General features: G+C 53.6%; 20 protein-coding genes. 12 read left to right on the top strand and 8 right to left on the bottom strand.

Translation table 11 applies throughout. From position 1 onward, the window contains the following. The first annotated feature begins 29 nt into the window (after positions 1 to 29). A complete protein-coding gene (gene mnmA, locus AC6T8Q_RS20400) occupies positions 30 to 1157 on the top strand; it encodes a tRNA 2-thiouridine(34) synthase MnmA (RefSeq protein ID WP_500680838.1) in 1128 nt (375 codons plus the stop codon). 52 nt (positions 1158 to 1209) lie between these two features. Here mnmA and AC6T8Q_RS20395 read toward each other — a convergent pair whose 3' ends face one another. Together AC6T8Q_RS20395 and AC6T8Q_RS20390 are read right to left on the bottom strand one after the other, a co-directional pair. Continuing rightward, positions 1210 to 2115, bottom strand: coding sequence for a hypothetical protein (locus tag AC6T8Q_RS20395; RefSeq protein WP_500680837.1), 906 nt, complete (start codon positions 2113 to 2115; stop codon positions 1210 to 1212). Positions 2116 to 2124: 9 nt separating this feature from the next. Further along, on the bottom strand, positions 2125 to 2715 hold the full coding sequence (locus AC6T8Q_RS20390) for a YceI family protein (RefSeq protein WP_500680836.1): 591 nt from the start codon (positions 2713 to 2715) through the stop codon (positions 2125 to 2127). Between the two features lie 190 nt (positions 2716 to 2905). On the opposite strand from AC6T8Q_RS20390, the gene floA reads away from it, so the two are divergent. Then, complete coding sequence (gene floA / locus AC6T8Q_RS20385) at positions 2906 to 3868, top strand: flotillin-like protein FloA (protein ID WP_500680835.1); 963 nt, start codon at positions 2906 to 2908, stop codon at positions 3866 to 3868. 1 nt (position 3869) lies between these two features. Here the strand turns inward: floA and AC6T8Q_RS20380 are convergent, their stop codons facing one another. The 4 genes from AC6T8Q_RS20380 to AC6T8Q_RS20365 form a co-directional block, all read right to left on the bottom strand. Further along, complete coding sequence (locus AC6T8Q_RS20380) at positions 3870 to 4529, bottom strand: hypothetical protein (RefSeq protein WP_500680834.1); 660 nt, start codon at positions 4527 to 4529, stop codon at positions 3870 to 3872. A 27-nt stretch (positions 4530 to 4556) separates the two neighbouring features. Next, positions 4557 to 6017: a tetratricopeptide repeat protein gene (locus AC6T8Q_RS20375; protein WP_500680833.1), complete on the bottom strand. Its 1461-nt coding sequence runs from the start codon at positions 6015 to 6017 to the stop codon at positions 4557 to 4559. Between the two features lie 207 nt (positions 6018 to 6224). Beyond that, entirely contained in the window at positions 6225 to 10493 is a 4269-nt protein-coding gene (locus AC6T8Q_RS20370) for a tetratricopeptide repeat protein (protein ID WP_500680832.1), read from the bottom strand. A gap of 520 nt (positions 10494 to 11013) precedes the next feature. Then, on the bottom strand, positions 11014 to 11163 hold the full coding sequence (locus AC6T8Q_RS20365) for a hypothetical protein (RefSeq protein ID WP_500680831.1): 150 nt from the start codon (positions 11161 to 11163) through the stop codon (positions 11014 to 11016). 252 nt (positions 11164 to 11415) lie between these two features. Between AC6T8Q_RS20365 and AC6T8Q_RS20360 the strand changes: the two genes are divergently transcribed. Next, complete coding sequence (locus tag AC6T8Q_RS20360; protein WP_500680830.1) at positions 11416 to 12120, top strand: hypothetical protein; 705 nt, start codon at positions 11416 to 11418, stop codon at positions 12118 to 12120. Between the two features lie 296 nt (positions 12121 to 12416). On the opposite strand, the gene AC6T8Q_RS20355 is transcribed toward AC6T8Q_RS20360, so the two are convergent. Then, entirely contained in the window at positions 12417 to 12656 is a 240-nt protein-coding gene (locus tag AC6T8Q_RS20355; protein ID WP_500681019.1) for a hypothetical protein, read from the bottom strand. Between AC6T8Q_RS20355 and AC6T8Q_RS20350 the strand changes: the two genes are divergently transcribed. The 8 genes from AC6T8Q_RS20350 to AC6T8Q_RS20315 all read left to right on the top strand — a co-directional run bounded on the left by AC6T8Q_RS20350 (position 12553) and on the right by AC6T8Q_RS20315 (position 18857). Continuing rightward, a complete protein-coding gene (locus AC6T8Q_RS20350; RefSeq protein ID WP_500681015.1) occupies positions 12553 to 13497 on the top strand; it encodes a sigma-54 interaction domain-containing protein in 945 nt (314 codons plus the stop codon). The two genes, AC6T8Q_RS20355 and AC6T8Q_RS20350, sit on opposite strands and share 104 nt — an antisense overlap. Before the next feature lie 314 nt (positions 13498 to 13811). Then, on the top strand, positions 13812 to 14228 hold the full coding sequence (locus tag AC6T8Q_RS20345) for a hypothetical protein (protein ID WP_500680829.1): 417 nt from the start codon (positions 13812 to 13814) through the stop codon (positions 14226 to 14228). Between the two features lie 32 nt (positions 14229 to 14260). Continuing rightward, on the top strand, positions 14261 to 14461 hold the full coding sequence (locus AC6T8Q_RS20340; protein WP_500680828.1) for a hypothetical protein: 201 nt from the start codon (positions 14261 to 14263) through the stop codon (positions 14459 to 14461). A gap of 69 nt (positions 14462 to 14530) precedes the next feature. Next, positions 14531 to 14740: a hypothetical protein gene (locus tag AC6T8Q_RS20335; protein ID WP_500680827.1), complete on the top strand. Its 210-nt coding sequence runs from the start codon at positions 14531 to 14533 to the stop codon at positions 14738 to 14740. 192 nt (positions 14741 to 14932) lie between these two features. Next, positions 14933 to 15922, top strand: a complete 990-nt coding sequence (locus AC6T8Q_RS20330; RefSeq protein WP_500680826.1) for a PEP-CTERM sorting domain-containing protein — start codon at positions 14933 to 14935, stop codon at positions 15920 to 15922. Between the two features lie 122 nt (positions 15923 to 16044). Beyond that, on the top strand, positions 16045 to 16860 hold the full coding sequence (locus AC6T8Q_RS20325; RefSeq protein WP_500680825.1) for a PEP-CTERM sorting domain-containing protein: 816 nt from the start codon (positions 16045 to 16047) through the stop codon (positions 16858 to 16860). 115 nt (positions 16861 to 16975) lie between these two features. Next, positions 16976 to 17833 (top strand): hypothetical protein, encoded by an 858-nt coding sequence (locus tag AC6T8Q_RS20320; protein WP_500680824.1) that lies wholly within the window; start codon positions 16976 to 16978, stop codon positions 17831 to 17833. 115 nt (positions 17834 to 17948) lie between these two features. Further along, on the top strand, positions 17949 to 18857 hold the full coding sequence (locus AC6T8Q_RS20315; RefSeq protein ID WP_500680823.1) for a PEP-CTERM sorting domain-containing protein: 909 nt from the start codon (positions 17949 to 17951) through the stop codon (positions 18855 to 18857). A 181-nt stretch (positions 18858 to 19038) separates the two neighbouring features. Here the strand turns inward: AC6T8Q_RS20315 and AC6T8Q_RS20310 are convergent, their stop codons facing one another. Next, positions 19039 to 19578 carry a hypothetical protein gene (locus AC6T8Q_RS20310; protein WP_500680822.1) on the bottom strand — a complete coding sequence of 180 codons (540 nt, stop codon included), beginning with the start codon at positions 19576 to 19578 and terminating at the stop codon, positions 19039 to 19041. Between the two features lie 307 nt (positions 19579 to 19885). On the opposite strand from AC6T8Q_RS20310, the gene AC6T8Q_RS20305 reads away from it, so the two are divergent. After that, entirely contained in the window at positions 19886 to 21874 is a 1989-nt protein-coding gene (locus AC6T8Q_RS20305) for an ABC transporter ATP-binding protein (RefSeq protein ID WP_500680821.1), read from the top strand. The last annotated feature ends 48 nt before the right edge of the window (positions 21875 to 21922 follow it).

Here is a 21922-nt window from a genome sequence, read left to right as displayed (position 1 = left end):
ACGCTCTGCGACCGGCATAAACTCAAATTATGTCGCGTGTCGTATTAGCCATGTCCGGGGGAGTCGATTCGAGCGTCGCGGCCCACTTGTTGATCCAAGAGGGCCACGAGGTGATCGGCGTCTTCATGCGCCACGGGCATCAATCCCCCGTCGCTTGCGGCGAGCCTGCTTCAGCAGGCGGTGGGGATTGCTTAAGTGCCCTTCCCATCATCAACCGCCTCGACCACAAGCAAGGCTGTTGCACCGCCGCCGATGCCGCGGACGCCCGTCGGGTGGCAGATCGCTTGGGAATTCCGTTCTACGCTTTGAATCTCGAAGAAGAGTTTACCCGCATCATCGACTACTTCGTCGACGAATACACGGCGGGCCGCACGCCCAATCCGTGCGTGCAGTGCAACAACTGGATCAAGTTCGGCAAGCTGTTCGATTACGCCGACAGCGTGAGCGCCGAGTTCGTGGCCACAGGACATTACGCACGATTGGAACAAACTTTTAGCGGTGTACCAGCACTCTTGCGGGGCCGCGACGCGGCGAAGGATCAATCCTATGTGCTCTTTGGCATCGACAAGAAATATTTGAGCCGCATGCTGCTACCGGTTGGCGATTTTGAAAAACCCGAGATTCGCCGCATCGCCGGCGAGTTGGGTTTCAATGTCGCCGAGAAGAAAGATAGCCAGGAAATCTGTTTTGTTACGCAGGGTCACTATTCGGATTTCGTTCGTGGCCAGCGGGATGATGTTGATACGGCGGGCGAGTTCGTCACGACCGATGGCACGGTAGTCGGCACACATCCGGGGATCGAAGGTTTCACCGTTGGTCAGCGCAAGGGACTTGGTATTGCATTGGGCGAACCAAAATTCGTGGTGCGAATCGAACCCCACACCCGCCGGGTGGTGTTGGGGGATCGCGATGAACTCGCGCAAGCATCACTCAGTGCGTCGGCAGCGAATTGGTTGGTCCCCGCCGAGGATGTGCCGCGACATTGCCAGGTCCAGATTCGTTACAACACGCGACCGGTCGGCGCGAGCGTGAAACTACTTCCGGGACGACAGTTCTCGGTAGAATTCGACGAGCCACAACACGGCGTTGCGCCGGGACAAGCTGTCGTTTGTTACGACGGCGACCGCACCCTCGGCGGCGGCTGGATCGATTCGTGAAGTAGCTAATTTCCGTTTCCTAGCCGAGGGCGGCAGCCCACGGTTTAAATTCTCACAAACTCATATACGGATTATTCGCCGCTACTGCTTGCGCCGCGGCGAAGTCCAGCCCAGCCATCACCACGGCCGCACTAATCGCCAACAAACACACCGCGCAGCGCACCGGAGTGCTCCACTTTTTGCCCGGAAAAAACCAACCCGCTCCGACGGCATATCCCACAAGGAGCAGCACAACGTACAGCAATTTCACTTCGGCAATGAAATGCGCAAGCACCAAAATGCCACCGAACGAAACCACCAGCGGACCCGCGGCGGCATCGGGACCTCGGCCTACTTTCAGAAGCCATGTACCAAGCGCACAACCAGTGAGTGTCGCGGTCAGCACTCCCATCAATTGTGCGTAAGTGATCGATCCCGACATGGCGATCGTGATCGCGCCACACAGGGCGACGATCGCCGCCAACACCGAGCGCAGTTTGGGTTTCTCAGTGCTTTCAGCGCGCACCAACGACCATGTCGCGAAAATGGCCAACGCCGTCCCACCAAGCCACGCGATCATTTCGCCTGTGGACCAGAGCAGCGGCCCGTTTTTAGGTAAATACTTCGTGCCGTTGAGCATGCGCCATGGCAAGAATCCGCAGAGCGCGATTCTCAAGACCCAACCCGCGATGCTGCCGTTCTTTCCTAAAGTGGCCACGGCGTCGGGCACCACGGCCAGGATCACCATCAACGGCAGAAAGTCCCTGGCCTCGGTGATGCGCAAGCTTTTGGAGATCGCCGTTGATAGGCCGACTCCTTGCGCATCGAGAGCCCACAATCCAGCGACTAAACTCAGAACGGCCGCGGTCCGCCAACTGCTCGCGGCGTTCTTTGTGAGTTTCCAAACCAGTGCCAGCGCGGCAACCGCCAAAATTCCTGGCAGGATGCCACCCAGCAATATGTCAGTGAGCCTGATCATCTTTCAGATCTATTGGACTCCACCCTCGAAACTGATCGTCACGGCCACATCGTCGCCGATGTGGGGTACCATGTTGGTCATACCGAACTCGCTACGCAACAAACGTGTTTCAGCGATAAAGCCAGAGCGTTGTTTGCCATCCATCCCGGGGCCGACCTTCAGAAGTCGCAGCGGCAACGTCACTTTGCGCGTGACTCCGTGCATCGTCAGATCGCCCGTGACTTGAAATATGGTTTCCCCTTTGTCGTTCTTTTCGCTCTTCACTTCGGTGCTTTTAAACGTGATTTGAGGAAACTCATTGGCGTTGAAGAAATCGGGCTTGCGCAAATGTTCGTCGCGCTTGGCATCACCGGTGTCGACGCTGGCCGTTTCGATGGTGAAATCAAAGCTGCTTGCGGCCGGATTGGCTTCGTCGAGGACGTAGCTCCCCGAGACTTTGTTGAAGCGTCCGTAGGTATAGCTAAAACCAAGATGGCTGATGCCGAAGATCACCGAAGTGTGCGAGGGGTCGACAACGTAACTGTCGGCAGCATGGACGGCAGGTTGTGCGCCGAGAGACAAAGCGAGCAAAACAAGGGCATGAGCAGCGAAAGACTTCATCACGAAACTCCTGTGTGGGTTAGAAAATCACCTTCACGTGCTTCCCATTGAACGCGATTCATTTCGATCCGGCAAGTTCTCGCCGGGTTCCCGGCGGCAGACTCTGCTTTCAGCCGCACTGAAAGTACGGTATTATGCTGCAAGTGCCCGCTAGCAACCCAGACCCACGAATATGCTCCGAGATGTACCTATGACGACACAGCAAATGCTCATCATGGCAGCGATTGGTGTTGCCCTGTTTCTCTTGTTGGTGCTGTTTGTGATGGCGGCCAAGTATTTCAAAATTTGGCTGCAAGCCTACATGTCCAATGCCCGGGTGAGCATATTCAGCCTCATCGGCATGGGACTACGACAAGTCAATTCGCGCGTGATTGTCGAAGGCAAAATCATGGCCATGCAAGCCGGTGTGGGAACTGACCCCACCACGGGCATCACGACTCGGCGTTTGGAAGCACACTATCTGGCTGGTGGCGACGTGCCGCGCGTGATCAATGCGATTATCGCCGCCCAACGGGCCGACATCGATTTGGATTTCGACAAAGCCGCCGCGATCGATCTCGCTGGCCGCGACGTGCTTGATGCCGTCCGTACGAGCGTGAATCCCAAAGTGATTGATTGCCCCAACCCTGAAAAGTCAGATCGCGCGTTTTTGAGTGCCGTGGCGAAGAACGGCGTGGAACTCAAAATTCGCGCTCGTGTGACAGTTCGCACGAATCTCGCGCAACTCATCGGCGGAGCCACCGAGGACACCATAGTCGCGCGCGTTGGCGAAGGTATCATCACCTCGATAGGATCGTCAGCCGATCATCTTACGGTGATGGAGAATCCCGACCGCATTTCCAAGGCCGTACTCAAGCGCGGGTTGGATGCTCACACGGCGTTTGAAATTGTGTCGATTGATATCGCCGACATCGACGTGGGCGAAAACATTGGCGCTCGATTGCAAGCCGATCAAGCTGAAGCTGACACACGAAAGGCTCAAGCCTTGGCCGAGCAACGCCGTGCCGATGCGATTGCCCGTGAGCAGGAAATGAAGGCCAGGGTGGTCGAGAATCGCGCTTCGGTGATCTTGGCCCAGGCGGAAGTTCCGATGGCGATGGCCGATGCGTTTCGCAAGGGCAACCTCGAACGCATTAGCAAAAACGGAACTTGATCTACTTCTGATCGGGGCCAAAGTCCCCCGTCTGGAGAGCGTAATCGAACCACATTCGCTCGATTTCATCCACAACTTCCGTTTGTAACTGCCACTGATTATTGGCATATTGCAGCAGATACTCCCGTTTCTCAACGGCACGCTGCGCGGGGATTACAGGGGCGGGTACCTCACGATTGGTTTGCTCCACGGGAGGCACATCGATGCCTAAGTCAGCCAATTTATCATCGCTTGGCAATTCATAGGGATCATCCAACTTCAAATTGCTTTTCTCGGTCGCCTTCTTGGCCTGTTCACGTTCGCGCGTTGAAGGGATCATGCCATGATCATAGATCGACTTGGTCGTGACTATGATTTCAGCAGTGTAATTGGGTTGCTGGTCAGAGGGAGGGATCACCTTATATTTTAGATCACGCTTGATTGTTAATCCCAGATTGCTGGGGGGTTGGAACATCTTAAGCGCGTGCTCCATCCGCTCGATGATCCAGACAAAGTCATCTTCGGCCGGATTGGTTGATTCGCGAGGTGGCGGTGCCGGCATTTCCGGTCCGTCGCATCCCGCCGCAAGAAAAACTGTTCCCAGCAGTAAGCTGTGAAGTATCAGATGCAGTGATCGTGAAAACAAATTTGTGCCCTCGCGCTCTTCCAATCCCGCGTCCACGTCGTGTCGCTCCTTGTCGTCACATCACTAAAATCCACCGAACGGATCTTCGTCTTCAGGAGACGACTCGTCTTCAGGCTCATCGCTTTCGGTCGCGTTGGTTTCTTCTTCCTCGACAGATTCTTCGGCGGCTTGGTCGTCTTCGGCTTCAGCTGGCTCTTCGCTGAACGGATCTTGATTGTCAGGATCATCGGCCGCATCGGTGGGTTCTTCCGTGTCAGCGGGCACGGTTTCCGTCGATTCAGTTTCCGTAGATTCTGTACTGCCAAACGGATCAGAGTCATCCGTCGCTTCCTCGGCAGGGGCAACTTCCTCGGTGGCAGTTTCTGCGGCGGCACTTTCCTCGCTGCCGAACGGGTCTTCCTCTGCGGTTGTCGCTTTTTCGGTTGTGGCTGGAGCCTCTTCGGCAGGTGTTCCCTCGGATGCGCCAAAGGGATCGTCTTCAGCAGCAGGAGCCGATTCCACAGGTGCGGTTACGGCGGGTGCTACTTCAGCGGGAGCCGCTTCGCTTGCTCCGAATGGGTCCTCTTCGGCTGGGGCAGTGTCAGCAGGCGTTTCTTCAACAACGGCCGGACCGGGATCAGAAGCCGGGGCGGGAGTTCCAAATACATCATCTTCCGCAGACGGCGCTGGTTCAGGTGTAGAGGTCGGAGGAGCAGCATCGTCAGCCGACTCCGAGCCAAACAGATCGTCTTCCGCGGCAGGAGCCGGGTCGGTTGTAGGTTGGGCCACAGGCGGCGTTGTTTCTGCGGGAGTCACAACGGCCGGGGTTTGCACGGGAGGCGCTGCCTCAGTGGCAGGTTCGCCGAACAGATCGTCTTGTGTGGCCGGTTCATTCGTCGGGGCCGGCGGAGTTACTGTGGGCGCGGGCTCAGTGGTAGCTGGCGGCGGAGTTACAACTGCAGGTTCCATATTTTCCGGTTGAGCTGTCGCGTTTGGCGTACCATGAAAGTCCACGGAGGGCTCGACCAATTGTTCCAGAGGCACTGGCTGGCTGCGATACAAGACATCGCCTTCTCGGGAGCGAAGTTGCTCGTAACGCTGTTGCGATTGGGAACGATTTAATTGGATTTTGTCAACGCGTGCCTGGCGGCGAATGTTTTCGAGGGTGAGCCGGTCGGGCCCTTGAATCCGTTGGAGCGCGTTGCCAATAGCATAACGCCGACCCGGATCGCGGGCTTCATACATCGCTCCGATTCGCAAATCTTCTTCGGCTTCGTGTTGACGCCCTTCGCGCAACAGGGCAATACCGCGGAAGTAATACACCCGTGGATCGGTCGAGCCGGCAGCAATACACTGAGCAAAAATTTCTTCGGCTTCCTGAGTGGAGCCTGCGAAGAAAGCATGAACCCCCCGCCCATACAAGGCAGTGATTTCAGTTGTATCTTGAGCCTGCAAAACGCTGCCGGCGGTGAGGCTGGCGAAAGTGACGGCAAAAAAGCCGAGATGCCGCAACGCGGCATTACTTGCTTGAACGAGCGATTTCATCGATGAAGCTCCCCAGGAATGCATTCAAGTGATCGTTAAAGGGTCACGACAACCCCTACGGGTTGTCCGATCCACATCCTGGGATCAGCCTCTCCTCCTGAAAACATGCCATCATAAACTTGATGCGAGCCGGTCGGCAACAATTTTTGCCGCACCGGCTCGCTGATTGTCCTTCAATATTCGTTAAACCGACCAGTTTCTACCCGTTTACAGCTTGGCATTTTGGGTCCGCAGTCCCTCGATGCCGCCCTTCACTTGGTCAAAATCTGGCCGTTCGAGCACGGGGAGCTTTTCCTTGGTAAAGCCAAGTTTTTGTGCTCGCTCCCAAGCCTTGAGGGCAGCTTGATCGTTGCCCGCCAGAAGGTTCGCCTTGGCGAAGTGATAAAATTTCACGGGATCGTTGCTCAGCGAAGTGGCCAACGACATATCTTCAACCGCGGCGTCGTAATCTTTGCGTGCCATGCGTACCACGGCTCGAGTATCCAGAATGTCGTCCACGGGACCGTAGACTTCCAAGGCCTCGTTGATCAACTGCTCGGCTTCGTCGGTGCGCTGGTTCAACAGCGTCAACAAGAAGCCCAAGTTGTTTTTGGCGGCTGCCGACATCATGCGAGGCACGTCGTCTCGTTTGAGAACATTTTCATATTTGGCAACGCTTTCTTCGTACTTGGCCTGAGTTTCCAGAATTTCGGCCTCCAGCAGCATTCGTCGGACGGATTCCGGATCGTCACGCAACGCCGCGGCCATCAAAGCATCAACCTCTGGATCGAATTTGTCGCCAAGTTCTTGACGTCGTTCACGTAACATTTCGGCACAAATTTGTAACACTTCATCCATTTGCTTGGGGAACAATTGCTTAAGTAATTCCATGGATTTGGTGGCGTCACCGTGCAGGGCCAAGAATCGCGCGAACTCAAGTGCACCTTGATTTGTTCGTTGAACGTACAGCGGATAAAGCTGAGCCGCCAAATCGTATTGCTCGTGTTCCGTTGCAAGACGGGCGACCATCAGAATACTTTCGAGCTGCTTGGGATCGAGTGCACCCGTCAAGTTCTGCGGCAGTAAGCTTTTGAGCAAAGATTGTAGTTTTGCTTGGTTGCCGCTCTCAGCAGCAAGTTTGATGCTCAAAGAGATATAAGCTTGGCTTTTAGAATCGAACTTCTTCAAGTCTTCCAATTGTTTATTGGCAGCACTGAATTCGGCCCGTTCAATGAGGAGGTCGATGAACGTAGCGCGAACTTGTTCGTCGTCGCCAAACTTGAGAATGGCGTTGGTTAGCAATTCATTGCTGCGTTCCGAATCACCCTTTTTGCTCAACAAACGAGCAAGCGAGAGCACGCCCGGTTTGGTAATTGTTCCCGCGCGATCCATATCAGAAAGCAATCCGATAGCCTTGAGCTGGGCTTGTGGCTCGTTACGGGATGCCAAAATTTCCGCCAACAACGCCTTTTGTTGTAGCGGGATTTCTTTGAGGTCACCCTCGCTGCCTAAGAGTTTTTGGGCCTTTAGTGATTGTTGGTAATCTCCACCCGAGGTTAACAGGCGAGCCGCCTTGTCGCGCGCCCAGACAACAAAAGGATTATTGGGATCAACTTTGCCTTCGTTGGCTTGGCGAAGCATGGTGTTGATGTAGGGCGCCGCTTTGCTTGCCGGCAGTTTGCCCTGCTGAGCCCAGAGTAGGTAAAACTCAGCCATGCGCTGGGCTATGGCTAGGTCATCCATGCGATCCGCGAAATTGGCAAGATACAATTTTTCAGCGGCTTGCCAGTCCCCCACCAATTCAAACTTTTTGGCTGTTAAGAGGGGCAAATAGTCGCCTTCGATCGCAAGTTGAGCCCGTCGTAAGGTGTCCTCGATGGCTGCTGAATCTTTTTGGGAAGCATTGAGTGCCAGCAGCTGCATCCAGACGTCGGCCTCCGTCGGCTGGAGTTCCGTGGCTTTGACTAATGCTGCCGTTGCCGCGGCGTAGTTGCCAACTTCATTAGCGATGCGAGCAAACCAAACTTGAGAAGTTGCGTTCTCAGATTCGAGTTCAGCAATTTTTTGGGCCGACTCAAAGGCTTTTTCCTTATCGCCAGTAACCAAGAGAACTTCGGCTTCCGAACGACCTAGTAACGGGATACGCATTGGTTCGGGTATCAAATCAAGCTTCTTGCGTGCCTCATCCATTTGGCCGCGTTGGCCCAGCAGTCTTACCTGCAAAGCCAGTGCATTCGCATTTGGTGGCCCGTACTTTAAAGCGTCTTCAAGATGTTGTAGTGCGAGATCCTGGTCCTCTTCCAAGACCAAGAGCAACTGTCCGTAGAGAATGTGCAATTCAGCCCACTGAGGACGGTGCTTGAGCACGGCATCGAGCTTTTTGCGTGCGTCTGCGAGTTCTTCCTTCAAGACTTTCTGTTGGGTGTATTCCCACATCATGCGGCGCACGACGGAGTGGACATAATTGCCGTCATTCTCATCTTTTTGAAGTTCTAAAATTGACTTTTCAGCCTCGCGCATCTTATCAGAGTCGTGTTGCTGAAAGGCGATTTCAAATAAACGCACCCGTGCCGGCAAACTATCAGGCATCAATTTAATAGTTCGCTGCAAATAGTCGTGGGCCTTATCCAGCTGTTTCAGTGCCTCGAATTGAGCCGAAATTGTTGCGTATAATTCTGCCTGTTCCGCGGGTGTCCAGCTCTCAATGCCCTCCGCCAGGCCGTCAAGTTGTTGGGCCAGGTCATCGGGTTGAGCAGCCCGCAATAATTGCGCTCGCGTGGCGCGAATTCGCAGACTATCGCCAGATCGCTGTTCCACTTTATCCAACAGTGCAAGCGCCTTTTCGGGGCCTGCATTGGGATCGATACTCAAGAGCGAGATCGCCGCAAAGCTAATGCCAATATTATCGGGCTCGAGGGCAGCTGCGTCACGGATGAGTTGCTTGGCTTCCTCATATTTTTTGCGCTTCAGCATTACGTTGGCTCGCACCAACTTCGCGCGCGCCTCGGTGAAATCACGTTCTTTGACGATTTGCTCAACTAATGCGTCGATCTTGGACCAGTCTTGGGATGCTTCGGGTAGCTTCGACATTTCATCGATTGATTTGTCGAGATCTTGAGCTTCATCGTCTTTAAAGATTCCTAGACGATCTTCCAGCGCTTGCAGCCCTAGCTTCGCGGCTTCATAGTTCGGATTCTTTTCCAAGACACTGATGTAAGTTTGACGTGCCAGGTCGAGTTTCCCTTGACGCTCATAGCTGGTGGCCAATAAAGCGCCTGCCATCGATTGCTCGACGGGGTAATCGATCAGCAAAGGACGCACTTCCTCCAGCTGACGGGCGGCATCACTCCATTGCTGTTTCTGCCAAGCCATTCGGGCTTTGGAGAAATTAATGTAGGGAGTCAAAGAAGGATTGTTGGACTTCGTCAGCTTTGCCAATTCTTTTTCAACGGCAGGGAAATCAGCCTTTTGAAAATAAATGTTGATCTTGTTGCGAGTAAAAACCATAGCTCGCTCATCACCAGCTTGCTTTTCACCTTCCTCAAGTGTTTTAAGTGCTTCATCGAGTAATTCTTGTTGAATTTGCACGCGCGAAAGCATGTCGTACAAAACCAAACGGTCGGGATGTTTCTTAAGAGCATCGGAAAAGATCTTAGTTGCAAGCTCGTAATCTTTATCCTCAAGCGCGACTAACCCCTTTTGCTGCAAAACGTCAATATTGTCGGGATTGAGTTCGAAGGCTTTTTCAAGCGATTCTTTGGCTTCGTCAGGCTTTTTGGCAGTGCGAAGATAAATGGCCTGGTTCAGATAGGCCTCAGCAGAATCGGGATTTTGCTTGATCATCTCTTCGATGAACTTTTGCGCCTGTTCAAGGTTCTGATTATCTTCCATGATCATGCCAGCCAGCATGCTGTAGACTTCTGGGCGATTCTTAGCGGGTGCCTTCGTGGCATCAAATTTTTCCTGGACCTGGTCATACCCTACCAATTTGTAGCCTGCCTCAAGCGCGGGCTTTTGGCCCTTCACTCGATACAAGGCTTGAAGTTGCATGGACAGCAATTCCGTGTCTTCCGGGTTGTCGTGAATCAAGTCCTCGAGGTGCATCAATGCGTCTTGAGGACGCGATGCGATATTTAATTCCACGAACTTGCGGCGCAACTTTGGATCACCCGTTCGACGCACTGTTTCTTCCAGTACGCCGTAGGCTTTGTATTTTGTTTCAATGGGAACTTTAGGATCGTCGAGCATTTTGATGCCGATGTTGGCCAGCTCGATACGAGGCTCGTCTTCGTCTCTACGCAGCTGGACGTATTTGAGCAGCATGTCAAATGCTTCCGCCGTCTTGCCTTCCTCTAAGGCGACCTTGGCACTGTCGCGGAACCAGCTTGCTTTGCGGCTCACTTGCCACTGCTGCAAGAAATACAATCCGACGCCAAGCACAACGACGCCGACGAATACACTGATGAGAAGTTTGTAATTAACACGATATCGTTGCATGGTGGTTCACATTCCGTCGGTGAATGCTAAGAAGTTGATTTAAGGCAAAAGTCAAAGGCCCAAAGTTCTACGAATCGAAAAGAGTGTTGGCTCAAAGTCATGCTGGCAGATGTTTGGTCGCCGCTTTGCGGTTCTCATCCCTGAAACAACATCCTGAAGAGCTGCCAGTCAGTTGCAGGGATCAATTTCCGTTGCAGGGGACGCCCCCCTCAAAACGGTACATGATCAACCTGCCTTAAGCCTAGTTTTTCTCGGACCTTCCGGGCAAAATCAGTCTTCATCCTATACCCGAGTTCTAGGCTGTCAACGACGCCTGAACCCGCCGGGACGCTCTAACCGGTACAGGCCCGACGACCTCCCCTGCCAAGGCCGTTTGTGCGGAGAATTGGGGCTGTTTCGGATGAGCTGGCAGCTTACGCAGCATTTGAGAAACCACCCGCATTGAGCGTGAAGAATTCTTCATCACGTCGCGACACTTCACAAGTTAGCAATGATAGACCTGCTTAAGGGTGGTTGGAAATTAGGTGCGCGTTTCCAGCGTCTCGACGCCGGAGATTGTCACGAACTGAAGATGGATATGCCGGAATTTGCCATCCTCGACACGATAGAGAACCGCTGCAGCAATATCGCTGAGTATCGCAAATTCATGTCCCGGCACTTCATGCGGCACGGCCGCCCTCATACAAATAGGAACAGCAAAGCGTAGACGCACTGATCCTTCGGCAATTCAAGAGTTTAGTTCTTGGCGATCCATTATCAGTTCTCTACATGCAAAATGTCAGAACGAAGATCTCAAGTCCGCTTTGGTTAACTCGTCATTTCAATGGTTCTCAAGCAACAACGAAATTCGCTTGCCACTAGATATGTCCAGGCGTACACTAGTAGGTGGGGAGCCAAATACCAATTAGAAGGAGCCAGTGCCATGGATCGCGTTGTTGAAACTCGCAAAGATCCACGCATATCGGTCAACAAATTGGGCGAGTATCTGACCGCTCCCCCTGCGCGCCGCAAGCGAATCATCCACGACGCCAAATTTCCTTCGACCTTTATGGTGTCGCGCTATACGGCTGCCGAGAATGCGATTGCCGACTGGATTTGTACAGGGGGAACTGACGAGCTTTTGCTTGCCCAAGCAATCGCCGCGCTTCGCACGGGTGAGCCAAGCTCGAATTTCGCCCGCAGTCGTCGCGATTGTTGTGTGACGGCGATTGCCAATGCCGCTCGCTTGGCTGATAAGCTACAACTTCCCAGCGGCCGCGTGGCCTATGTCCGCACCAATTCGGCGACTCCACTTTCACTCGGCGATCTGACCGTGAGTGTCCGTCCCGAGGTGCTGATCTACACGGGTAGTGGTGAGCAACGTCGGTTGGGAGGCATCAAGCTCTACTTCTCAAAGCAGCATCCTCTTAATCAGCAGGCGGCTGACTATATTACGACGCTATTATGGCAAAGCCTGGTCGTGCGTTCCGCGAAGGATTTGTTGCTTCTCGATCACGACCAAATCAAAGTTGTCGACGTTCTGGCTGGCGAAGTTTACGTTTTGGCCCGGGCTCACAAAAAACGTTTGAAAGACATTTCGGCGGCCTGCGAAGAAATAGCTGGTCGTTGGGAAACCATCAGACGGTAAATTGCTCGAAAGTTTCTGCCAGGGCGCGGAGGATTCGTGTCTGTTTCGCCCTTCTCATTGCAGAAGCCCTTTGTTTTTGCATAGCACGCAGTAGGCACGATACCGTAACTTCTTTCTGATTAATGGTTGTTGTAGAGAAAAGAGTTGGATAAATATGCATCAATTAAAAAGTACTAAAAGTGAGTTACATAATTGACTACTGGTACTTGGCTACTTATTCTGATGAAGTTGTTTGTTCCGGCCAGCTCGAAGGTACAGCTAATGCCATAGATCGAAAGCTCGCTTGCAGTATATCCCTATTGGATGCAGCGACTTGATTGACCCACTTTGAATTCTTGCACGACGCTGGGATAAGCCGAGCGCAAGTAAGCCCCATCTGAAATCAGCATGAGTAGCACTCGTTTGCCTGCGGCAGGTATCGCCGCGCCAGCGATGCATCCAGCGTGTCGCCCCGTGAGATTGGTAGGACGATCTTCGTCCTTCACCTCGATTCGAGCAGTTGCCGACACCGTCGCCAAACGCCATTGCACGGTCATGATCCTAGGCGAAACCGGCACCGGTAAGGAAATGATTGCCCGGTACATTCACACACGTTCCGATCGAGCGAATAAGCCATTTATTCCGGTGGATTGCTCGGCCATTTCCGACACGCTCTTTGAGAGCCAAATGTTTGGCCACGTCGCCGGAGCTTTTACAGGTGCGGTCCGCGAATCGCTCGGTTTTATCCGCGCGGCTCACGGTGGCACACTGTTTCTCGATGAAATCGGCGAATTGCCGCTGCTTTTACAGGCCAAACTGTTGCGAGTGCTTCAGGAGCGTTGCGTCGTGCCGGTCGGTGAGGCTCATCCGCAGCCGGTCGATATTCGCCTGGTGGTTGCCACGCATCGTGACCTAGCTGCCATGGTTCGTGCCGGCACATTTCGCCAAGATTTGTATTATCGCTTGAATATCATCACCACAACCTTGCCGCCGCTACGGGAACGTACAGATGATATTGTTGCCTTGGCCGAGCATTTTCTATCGGTTCAGGCCGATCTCTACGACGAACCAATTCGCCAGCTCAGCGATGAAGCAGTCAGCATCCTACAAGCATACTCTTGGCCCGGAAATATTCGCGAACTCGCCAACGCCATGGAGTCGGCTCATATTCTGGCGCAGAGCGAAGTCATTTTGCCACAGGATTTGCCGGTGCGCGTGCAACGCGAAGCACCCACGGACTCATATTCTGACCTGTGCTTAGCTGAGGTCGAACGTCGTACGATTGCCGAAGCGTTGCGGCGCAGCAATTCTTGTAAAACCGCGGCCGGTCGCCTGCTGGGGATCAATATCCAGCGCCTCAATCGGCGGATTGAAAAGCTCAACATCCGCTTGGATTGAGCATCCTATGTGCAAGTTATTTTGAACGTGGGTATTCAAAATAACCTGCCCCTTCATAAGTCCTTTGCTGGGAAGTCGTTGCACGCTGCGTCGGGCCGCTGATGCGACTCATAATGCGTTTTATTTACGAATCTGCCTTCTGATTCATCCTGCCGATTTTGAATGCGCAAAGCGTTCACTTCTAACGATTTACGACTTGTCGATGTCAGCGTTGATCATCTTGGCACGGCCTTCGCAATAGAGCAATGCCATCAGATACAAATGGCACACACGCTTAGAGCCGTGTGTGCCAACAAAACGGATACAGGCTCATTATGGACCAATACTATCACCCAACTCTACTCGCCGTGGGCGTGGCAGATTTGGAAAGCAAGGCATCGCTCTTGGATGTCTATAGCGTGACAAATACGCGTGAAGCAATCGCCACGATGCGGTTGGTTGGCTTCGACTTGATCCTGGCTGGTTTGGATAACCCCGAGATCAACATTTGGGACATGATGGGCCGGATTATGTCGGCTTGGCCCCAACAGCGTTGGCTCTTGGCATCATCCCAGGTTTCACTCGAAGACGAGATTCACGCCCGAGCTTTGGGGGCCTTGATGGTCCTCAGCGAAGTCCCTCGGGAAGACTGGCTGTTTGAATATGCCACGTCGCTACGGCAGCGTGAATTGCATAAGTGCTACGAAGCCAGTTTCCCAATATCTACTCCCGTTATGGCAACACAAAACTAATTCAGAACTTGTTTCGCGGAAAGGAGCGTCTAATGAACTTTCAATCATCAGCACCTACTCTCACGGTCCGCAATTGGCGGAACGTGGCACCCGAGCAACTCTTGCTCTTAAGAATTCTTGGTGGGGATGGCGTGAGTCGCCCCGTCAACGCGGAACTCGACCGCCGTGCCCGCCGCCGCTCGAGAAACATTCTGTCCATGTTTCGCTCGCCCAAGCCATTTTCAGCGGCCTGAAATCAAACACGTTGCACGACTCGTTGCAACATTTCCAACAAGAGACCCACGTAATCAAGGAGTTTTCCCATGACCATCAGTTTGCACATTGAAGACGAATCGGCCCTCGACGAGATCAACAGCTACGAGAAATGGCACCGCCCGGAAAGGTGTTCGGTCAAGCCCAGCGTGAGAAAAGGACTTTGTCGTTCGATGCGACATACGGCGTCCACGATTTCCACTGCCTATGCCGGCTCGAAGAAGCGCGTTGCCAAAACGAGCTATCGTTTCGCCGCGTAATTGCAGCCGGTTGTTTGCAAGCTGTTCAATTGTTTTTGGAGTTTTGCTGATGAATTGATGTTTGGTTTGAGTTGTTTTTAGTTTGTTTGCAGTCGCACCACACGAAGTAACAAAAATACGATTGCAATTAATTTTCTATTTCACTTTTCATCCATCAACACACCATGATGGATGAATTTAAGGAGCATGCTAATGTCAAATTTCAAGTTTACAATTCTATCAGCGATTGCCGCTGGGCTGTTTGCCGCTACCACTGCGCAAGCTGACTACACAGACTTCGAAGGATTTATACTAGATGCCAGCGTGCATAATCAAGGAGGATGGACCGTCGCAGATTCCTTCGGTAACGCCGTATTGGGTGGCGGTTGGCCCTCGGGTACCGCGTACGATCAAGAGGTTGTCGACGATGGCTCGGGTAACACCGTTTGGAGATTCTCAAACGCCGTTACAACAAACCAATTGAGCAATCAACCCAATGCCACTCACGCTCCCCTGATTGCCGGCGAAACGGGTGCCAATCTTTACAACGATTATGGCCCTAGCCACATCACTCCTTACAATCCACCGCAGTCCAATGGCGTCGCTGCCAGCAAGTACTTCCATGTTGGTTGGGACTTCAAGTCGGCCACTGGCGCAGCCCAGACAGGCCTGGCGATCAATGTTTCACCAGCGGGATCTCAAAGCACATTACGAAACTCCTATCTACGGATGATGGACACTGGTTCGGGGTTTGACTTGCAGTTTCTGGATACCACGGGCACAACCTTCCCCGCTCCGACGGTCATTGCTTCGGGACTTAGCTACTCCGATTGGCATTCTGTCGATATGTATGTCGAGTTTGTCGATGGGCTTGGGCCTGGTGCACCTGGAAGTGAAATGGGCAACGATGTTGTCAAAGTCTTTCTGGATGGCTCGTTGATCCACACGGGCACGACTTGGGAATCATACTACTACAATGTCGCTGACTCCGGCCCGCTGAATGTACCCCGCGCGGTTAACACGGCCGTCTTTTACGCTCGTGGCGCTATGGGGGCCGCCGTTCCTAGCACCAATGGCTTTGGGTTGTTTATTGACAATGTCGTCGTCAGCAACGCAGCGGCGATTCCCGAGCCAACCAGCCTCGTTTTGTGTGGCCTGTCGGGAGTGGCTTGTCTCTTTGCCCGCCGTCGCAATGCAGCCTAATTGCTAGTTGATGATTCATGGCTCGTCCCAGGCCAAAACTGGGGCGAGCCAATGAGTTCTACTCTGTTCCATCTTATTAAATCAGGGTCATTCTAATTGACCTCACCATAAGGAATACGCTCATGTCTTTCACAATCAAATCCATCGTTTCCTCACTCGCTCTGGCCCTGGCAATCAGCAGCACAACCGCTCATGCCGCCTTCACCTCTTACGTGATTCGCGAAAGTGGCGGTGCCCCTGGAATTCTTCCCAATAACACTTATGTCCCCGGTGCCACCGAGTTTGTCATCGCCGCGGGTGGGCAGAAAGCCGCTCTGGGCAGCAACGACATTAACGGCTCGACGATTGGCGCCATCACGGGCTTGGCGATCACTCGCTACGACGACACGACCCGCTTCACGTCGGGCTCAGGTCCTGCTGTCGCTCCCTACTTCAACATCTGGGTGACGGACGGCTTGGGCAACTATGCGGTTCTTGCCAACGAACCCTCGAACCCCAGCTTCTTCCCGCTGTTCGTGCAGAACGGCAACGGTAGCAAGACCTACAACCTCAGCTACGGCGACATCGCCAGCGAACCGGTTCAGGTTTACGAGACCATCGGTGGTGGCTACGGAGCGACCAATACTTGGGTACACAACCTGGTTGGGATCAACGGTCCACTGACATTCGGCGATGTGGCCGGACTCGAGATTGCACCCCCCGATGCAACTTACATCAACGGTCCGAATGGTGTCGGCACTGGTGCCCCACGCGAACTCGGCACCGACGTTGCCTACGGCGTGAACTGGGTCTTCGGCGACACGCTCAGCAGCTATGTCTCGGGCATGGAAGGCTACGTGGTTTCGCGTGCGATTGCCGCGGTCCCCGAACCCGCTTCATTGGCCTTATGCGGTCTCAGTGCGATGGGTCTGACTTTGTTCCGCCCTCGTCGCAAATAAACTGCTCAATCTCTCCCGGCCGTTATCGCTCGGCCGGGAGAATTATTCTTTAAATCATCTTTCATGATTGCTTTTGCACACCAATATTGAAATCCAAATTTTTGAGGAAAGTCTTATGAAACTCATGCAAATAAGAATCGCAATTTTCGTCGTGGGTATGTCATTGATAACTGCGACGGCACAAGCAGCTCCCTTATATTTCAACGGATTTGAAACCGATGTCCTGGGATGGACAACAACCCGTGTAGACCGTGTAGCGTCGGGTACGAATGGTGTTTCTTCGGCCGCTGGTGCTTTTCATGCTCAGTATAACAACGCCGGTACTGGCTCAGCCTTTACAGGTTGGGGGGCAACGCCAATTTTGCCCAACGGCTATAATTTCGGAGCGGGCAACGGCATAGGAGTTCCGTTTCAGCAGTACACAACTTCGATTGATGTGTACCTAGATATGGAAGCTGGAATGGCGAATGATACACGGTTCGATTTCACGTCCGCGATCAATAATGCCGCGGGCAATCATCGTCGTGATTTTGCGTTTAATGCGGGCTTCTACAATGCAGCGGACAATACTGGACCTGGAGCGGGCACGAATCGCTTCATTTTCAGCGGTAGTAATTCCACGGGACGCGCAAATAGCTATCCAAAGGATCCCGGACGTGATCCCGTGGCCGTGTCAACCACAGGTTGGTACACGCTCGAACATCAGTTTCGTGACAATGGTTCGGGTGTGCTTGAGGTTGAGTTGACTCTCTTGGATTCAGCGAGCACGCTGATCAACAGCTGGGTACTGAGTGACCCGTCCGACTTGATTGATATCACAGTAGGCGGTAATCGGTATGGTTGGTTCGCATCGAACGAGTTAGGACTTCTGGCCTTTGACAATTCGAGTCTTTCCGTGATTCCTGAACCGTCCAGCATAATCTTGGGTGGTATGGCACTTTGCAGCCTCCTGGCCATCCGGCGTCGTAAATAATCGGCTCTTCGAGATATGTCCCTGGCCGCATCTTGCGGTCAGGGACTTTTAAGACGCGCGATCTAACATCGAATCATTCTGATCCAACAAGAGATATTTAAAAAGGACACTCCCCATGACTATTCAGCGCTCACTATCTGCTGTCGCAGCCGCACTGCTGCTCACCTGTTTTGCACAAACATCCTTCGCCCTCTCGCCCTCGGGTAATCCTGCCGTGGATCTCGGTTGGGAGTTCGGGGGCAACTCGCTCGCCAATGGCACTTATGTCCGCGGCGAAGCAACATTCAGCTTTGATATCTACTCGGCTAGCTTTGCGGTCGAAACAGGCTCGAACTTGGAAATCGCCGATGGACAATTTTCTTGGCTGCCGGGCGATCAGATTCTCGGCTTGGGTGGCGTGTTTGTGAATACCGATGCCACGACCGCCGGTTGGCCCGCCTTTATTCCAAACCCATACGTACCTGCCAATGGAGACGGCCTTGTTGTGAATGACGACATCAGCAGCTCCTCGCGGCCCGTTGGAAAATTCGGGACATCGACCAGCAATTTCACTGTGAGTACAACCGCCCCCTTCTTGAATGGCAACGGCAACGGCAGCTTGGATGCTGGTCACGGTGGCGACGGTGCGATACTGATGCGTATCATCAACAATCGTGGATCAAGCACCGACGACGTCATCACCAATCTTGATCGTATCGACCGTTACGATGCAGCTGGGGTCTTGATTTTGAGCACCAGCAGTTCCGCAGTTGTCGAAGACGACAACCTCTTGAAAGTTGGTCGGATGATTTACAAGTGGAATGGCAGCAACATCAGCAGTTGGCAGTATCTGCTCAATGCCTCGCTGCTGGAACGCGAATTTCCTTACGGTGCTTATCCTGAAGCGGGCGACCAAGCGATCATGGCCGTACAACGCGGCGATAATCGCTTCACCGATGGTTTGATCAATACGATCCCCGAACCATCGAGCTTCCTTTTGCTGGCTTTGTCCAGTTCCGCATTTGTGGTGCGACGCCGGCGCTAGAAACTAGTCGCCGCGTTCAACGGCCGAACGTTTCCTTGCCCGGTGGTGCGGGCAAGGAAACGGGCCTTTTATTCGACAATAAAACCAGCCGCCTCGTGTGCATCCCTGCACGGGCGGCTGGCTCTCCAATTAGCGTGTTTCCCTTCAACGCTAAGTTTCGCAAATCCTTCGTTCGCTCGGCTCAATAAGGGCCGATTGAAGGAGGATTGTTCTGCAAAAAGTCACGTGGACCGCGGGTCGTGTAGTAGGGATAAGCGGTCTGGCCAACAGGTGGACCGGGGGTGAAATTGTAAGATTCGGGATAGCCGCCGGCATGAGGGCAGAAGCCGCTCGCCAAGGCACCGACGAATCCACATCCACCACAGGCATTACAGCCTCCACCGCCACAAGCACCGCAGACTTGTTGACCACCACCACCAGCGCCGCAGCCATTGCCTACGCCGCAAGCGCCACCACTCAAGCCGCAACCGCCGCGGCCTAAGCCACAGCCATTCGGGCCGCAACTACCGTCCGTGCAACTACCGTCCGTGCAGCAACCATCGGTGCAGCAGGTGTCGCCGCAGCACGGATCACAAACACCACATTCAGGCTCGCAGCAACCGCAGGCGGGGTCGCAAGAAGGCGCTCCGCAACAAGGATCGCCACAGCCCATCATCCGTTTACCAGCACAGCCGGTTGTGGCCAGCGCAAGCATAGCCACCAAAAACAAGAAATGTTTCATCAGAATTCCCCCTGAAAGCGAGGCAGCTCCTGGGTTTGGAGTAGGCGGCGAGAATCCAATCTTTCTCGCTCGCAGCGGGCGGCGCGGTTTGAGCGCGCCGTGGGAGCAACCTCGTAAAATTGGTATCGGCGCAAAAATCGGTAGAATCCAACAATTCGGTAGACTTGAGTGTGCTAGCACTTTGACGAATTGATGCTCTGTTTCCAGTGAATAGTGCAACAACAATCAGCGACCTTGGTCCCCCTGGGGGAATGTGTTAGAACCCCACTTCCCTTCGACAGAGTATTCCCGCGATCAAGGATGATCCATGAATAGTTTTGCCCGCTTTGCCCGCATGGCCTTGCGCTATCGCTGGACGGTGGCCGCCTCGGTCCTCTGCTCGTTCGGCATTGCCTTTCTCTGGGCGGCGAACTTCTCGGCAATGATGCCGATCGTTGATGGCGTGATGCACGGCAAGGCGATACCGGGTTTGATCGAAGATCGCATTGTGAGCCGTTCGCAGCAAATTGCCGCGATCGACGTCGAAATTGCCGCGTCGGAAAAGCAACTTAAGATCGCGGACGATGCCAGCATTCGGGCCAAGCTCAATACGTTGCAAAGCGATCGTGTCAAGCAAGAATGGTGGCAGGCTGGTTTTAAAGAAGTGTTGCCCGTCGCCAAGAAATGGCTCCCAGCCACTCCGTTCGGCACACTGGTGCTGATTTGCAGCTTTTTGGTCGTCAGCACCATTCTCAAGAGCGCATTTCGAGTGGCGAACACGCTGCTGGTAGCCAAGATCGGTAACTTGACTAGCCTGCAAGTCCGCAAGGATTTTTATCGAAAAACCTTGCGGCTTGATCTCGGCACGCTGCGTCAAACGACCAATGGTGAACTTATGACGCGGTTCACGACTGATCTTGAGTGGATTGGTTTAGGCGTTCAGGTACTTTTTGGCATCGGCATTCGCGAACCACTCAAGATGATCACCTGCTTAGTCTTTGCCGCGATTATCAGTTGGCAATTGCTGCTCGTGACGGTCATCTGCGCGCCCCCTGCCGCGTTCGCCATTCATACGCTCGCCAAATCGCTTAAGCGAGCCAATCGCCGCGCCTTGCAGGAATTATCGATTGTCTACGATCACTTGGAAGAAACCTTTGACGGTATCAAGGTCATTAAAGCCTTCACGATGGAATCCCACGAGCGGAGCCGTTTTCACCTCCTTTCGCGCAAGTTTTACCGCCGCTCAATGCGTATTGCCCTGTACGATTCGCTGGTCGGACCGCTGACCGAAACCTTTGGTTTAGCGATCATTGTCGGCGTTGTGACAGCGGGTGGGTACTTGGTTCTCAATCAAGAAACCCATCTCTTTGGCATACGCATCAGCAGGGAACCGTTGTCCCACGGCATGCTCACGGCGTTTTATGCCTTGCTGATCGGCATCATCGAACCCTCGCAACGAATATCCAGCGTATTCAGCTATTTGCAACGCGCCTCCGCGGCGAGTGACCGAGTGAGCGAGCTGATGGATCGCACCACGCAGCTGAAAGTCCCCGCCGAGCCTGTGAGTTTGCCAACCCGGTTAGGTGATATCGCGTTCAACGATATTTCCTTCTCGTACAAGCCCACGGAATTAGTGCTCGACAAAATCAATCTCGAAGTAAAACGAGGCGAAACGATCGCGATCCTCGGCCCCAATGGTTGTGGTAAGTCGACGCTCATGAATTTGCTACCGCGGTTCTACGATCCCACGGCCGGTTCAGTGACAGTGAGCGGCATTGATCTCCGCGACATGCGGCCCAACGATTTGCGGCAGCGAATCGGCGTCGTGACGCAAGAAACGTTGCTCTTTGACGACACCGTGATGAACAACATTCGGTACGGCTCACCGGGAGCGACTGATGAGCAAGTCATGGAAGCCGCCAAGCAGGCGCATGCTCACCGTTTTGTCACGACGACGCTCGCCGAAGGTTACCAAACGGTCTGTGGCCCCAGCGGCAACCGGCTTTCCGGTGGGCAGCGACAGAGGCTTGCTCTCGCCCGGGCGATCCTGCGCGATCCTGAAATTTTGATCCTCGACGAAGCCACGAGCCAAATAGACGTCGAAAGCGAAGCCCTTATCCACGAAGTGCTCGAGAAGTTCGTGAAGGGCCGCACTGTGTTCATGATTACCCATCGCCCCAGCACGCTGGCCCTGGCGACTCGCATCGTCGTGATGGATGAGGGTCACATCATCGATACGGGCAATTTCAACGAATTGGCCGGTCGGTGCGAACTTTTCAGGCGTTTGGCGCATCTGAATCATCCGGCGGCGGCTTAATTCGCTGCGACAAGTATGTTCCGGAGCGTATTCGCCAAGCCTCATGAC

The organism is Bythopirellula sp. (genome assembly GCF_041737835.1).
Classification (GTDB): Bacteria; Planctomycetota; Planctomycetia; order Pirellulales; family Lacipirellulaceae; genus Bythopirellula.
This window is presented reverse-complemented; position numbering and strand designations above follow the sequence as displayed.

Bases quoted from the DNA above. Each gene is read 5' to 3' on its own strand.
- mnmA (WP_500680838.1), top strand. From the start codon at position 30: ATGTCGCGTGTCGTATTAGCCATGTCCGGGGGAGTCGATTCGAGCGTC.
- AC6T8Q_RS20395 (WP_500680837.1), bottom strand. From the start codon at position 2,115: ATGATCAGGCTCACTGACATATTGCTGGGTGGCATCCTGCCAGGAATT.
- AC6T8Q_RS20390 (WP_500680836.1), bottom strand. From the start codon at position 2,715: ATGAAGTCTTTCGCTGCTCATGCCCTTGTTTTGCTCGCTTTGTCTCTC.
- floA (WP_500680835.1), top strand. From the start codon at position 2,906: ATGACGACACAGCAAATGCTCATCATGGCAGCGATTGGTGTTGCCCTG.
- AC6T8Q_RS20375 (WP_500680833.1), bottom strand. From the start codon at position 6,017: ATGAAATCGCTCGTTCAAGCAAGTAATGCCGCGTTGCGGCATCTCGGC.
- AC6T8Q_RS20370 (WP_500680832.1), bottom strand. From the start codon at position 10,493: ATGCAACGATATCGTGTTAATTACAAACTTCTCATCAGTGTATTCGTC.
- AC6T8Q_RS20360 (WP_500680830.1), top strand. From the start codon at position 11,416: ATGGATCGCGTTGTTGAAACTCGCAAAGATCCACGCATATCGGTCAAC.
- AC6T8Q_RS20350 (WP_500681015.1), top strand. From the start codon at position 12,553: ATGCATCCAGCGTGTCGCCCCGTGAGATTGGTAGGACGATCTTCGTCC.
- AC6T8Q_RS20355 (WP_500681019.1), bottom strand. From the start codon at position 12,656: ATGACCGTGCAATGGCGTTTGGCGACGGTGTCGGCAACTGCTCGAATC.
- AC6T8Q_RS20345 (WP_500680829.1), top strand. From the start codon at position 13,812: ATGGACCAATACTATCACCCAACTCTACTCGCCGTGGGCGTGGCAGAT.
- AC6T8Q_RS20340 (WP_500680828.1), top strand. From the start codon at position 14,261: ATGAACTTTCAATCATCAGCACCTACTCTCACGGTCCGCAATTGGCGG.
- AC6T8Q_RS20335 (WP_500680827.1), top strand. From the start codon at position 14,531: ATGACCATCAGTTTGCACATTGAAGACGAATCGGCCCTCGACGAGATC.
- AC6T8Q_RS20330 (WP_500680826.1), top strand. From the start codon at position 14,933: ATGTCAAATTTCAAGTTTACAATTCTATCAGCGATTGCCGCTGGGCTG.
- AC6T8Q_RS20325 (WP_500680825.1), top strand. From the start codon at position 16,045: ATGTCTTTCACAATCAAATCCATCGTTTCCTCACTCGCTCTGGCCCTG.
- AC6T8Q_RS20320 (WP_500680824.1), top strand. From the start codon at position 16,976: ATGAAACTCATGCAAATAAGAATCGCAATTTTCGTCGTGGGTATGTCA.
- AC6T8Q_RS20315 (WP_500680823.1), top strand. From the start codon at position 17,949: ATGACTATTCAGCGCTCACTATCTGCTGTCGCAGCCGCACTGCTGCTC.
- AC6T8Q_RS20310 (WP_500680822.1), bottom strand. From the start codon at position 19,578: ATGAAACATTTCTTGTTTTTGGTGGCTATGCTTGCGCTGGCCACAACC.
- AC6T8Q_RS20305 (WP_500680821.1), top strand. From the start codon at position 19,886: ATGAATAGTTTTGCCCGCTTTGCCCGCATGGCCTTGCGCTATCGCTGG.